This window comes from Kitasatospora sp. NPDC007106 (assembly GCF_040634455.1).
In the GTDB taxonomy this organism is placed as follows: Bacteria; Actinomycetota; Actinomycetes; order Streptomycetales; family Streptomycetaceae; genus Kitasatospora; species Kitasatospora arboriphila.
The window spans coordinates 1-1,589 of sequence record NZ_JBEYFP010001150.1; the positions used below are offsets into that span (position 1 = coordinate 1).

The window sequence follows — 1,589 nt, forward strand, 5'->3', positions numbered from 1 at the left end:
GAGCACAACAAACTCTGTGTCAGGATCCTGCGCCTGTGCTGTCGATCGCCTAGCTGCGCGGCCTAAGGCCTTGCAATGCGGATTTTCACGTGAGGTTGATCGTGGCCGTCCATGGGAACCAGGCGTTCGATGCCGTCACGAGCCGCATCCCTACGCTCTGTCCTGGATCGACTCCGAGGTCCCAGCACCAGTCGCTGAAGGCGTTGAGGGGCAGGGTGACGGTGTACGGGCCGCTCCAGACCCTTCCGTCGTCCGACTCGGCGTAGAACGTGGAGTAGTTGTTCGTCGTCCAGAGCGGGGTGGCCGACTTTCCGGGTTCGATCCGGAACCATCCTTTGGATGCCCAGTTCGATCCCGCGTCGCAGCCCTCGGCGTAGTAGCCGACGGCAAGCCAGACTCCCGAGGCGGTCTGGTTACTGTACTGAAGCCACATTTTTCGTCGTCACTCCTGCCCGAATCCGGCCCGCAGGCGGGCTGCGAGCGGCTCCTGGGGGGCCGGCCGAGTGGGTGCGGGCGGCGGGACCGCTCCCGGCCGCTCGGTGGCGTCTGCGGGGGTCTGCTCGTCGTGACCTGCGGAGTAGTCCGCGATGATGTCGTCGTGAATGCGGAGACTGTCCGGTCGGAATGCGACGGGCTGGTCGAGCTGGGGTTCAGAATTGGGTGGCACAGTGGTTCTCCTTTCGTGGGATCTAACTTACGGTGCACTGTAATCCATGTGCACCGTAAGTTAGATCGTATGCATACTGATCTGGCCGACATTAATCCGTTAGGCGTAGAGCCTGCGGAATTAATAGGACTGGACGCCGAATGTTGGACACAGGCCGTGCGGCTTCGGTCGGGGCAGCTGCTTGCGTGTCGGGCGCGGTCCCGCATGCGAGGGACTGCGGCACCCGAGGCGCTGTGGCACCGACTGGCGGCGTAGCGGTGGCATCCGCGGAAGACCACAAGACAGGCCTCGCGCTCGCCGGTGAAGCTCTTACGACCTTGCCGGCCAGACGATGCGAGCATAGATCGGTCACGGAGCTTTTTCAGGGTGGCGCGCCGATCGGGTGATGGCCGGGCGGTGTCGGCGGCAGCGAGATGAGCGAGGCTCTCCCGCAGTTGAGTGAGGTGTCTGGTGTCTCAACTCGATGACCGGAGAGCCTTGCTGGCTATCTGTCTCATTTGACCTGCCGCACGCGCCTGCCGAGCGGACTGGCCGGCTACGGCGGAAAGCACCTCCGCCATGGAGTGAGCCTGCGGGCCGTCACGGGCTTCGAGGGCAAGACCGTGTGGGTCTCTCGACTCCTGGGCCGCACCCTGATCTGGCCGCGGCCTGCAGACACCGGATCGTCGCCACCTGGACCCGCTTGCGGATTCCGGCGTCGCGGACCTGGCCTGCACCGGAGCCGGCCCTGGCGTCGCCGTTCCGGTCCACCGCCGGCCCACATGCGAACCGACCGCGAAGGAAAGGTCGCTGAACGGGCCCACCCAAGGCTCCGCTGCCCGGTCGAACGCAACGTCGCCGCCGTCAAGCGCCGGCGTATCTTCCGCCGTGCCCTAGGGCTTGTGTGATGTCGTGATCAATCCTCGGGTTCTGCCCCTGCTCC

1 protein-coding gene is annotated in these 1,589 nt (G+C 65.3%); it reads right to left on the reverse strand.

The features are described 5' to 3' along the window. Positions 1 to 85 precede the first annotated feature (85 nt). Positions 86 to 433, reverse strand: coding sequence for a DUF1036 domain-containing protein (locus ABZ641_RS36650; RefSeq protein ID WP_359988866.1), 348 nt, complete (start codon positions 431 to 433; stop codon positions 86 to 88). Between the last annotated feature and the right edge of the window lie 1,156 nt (positions 434 to 1,589).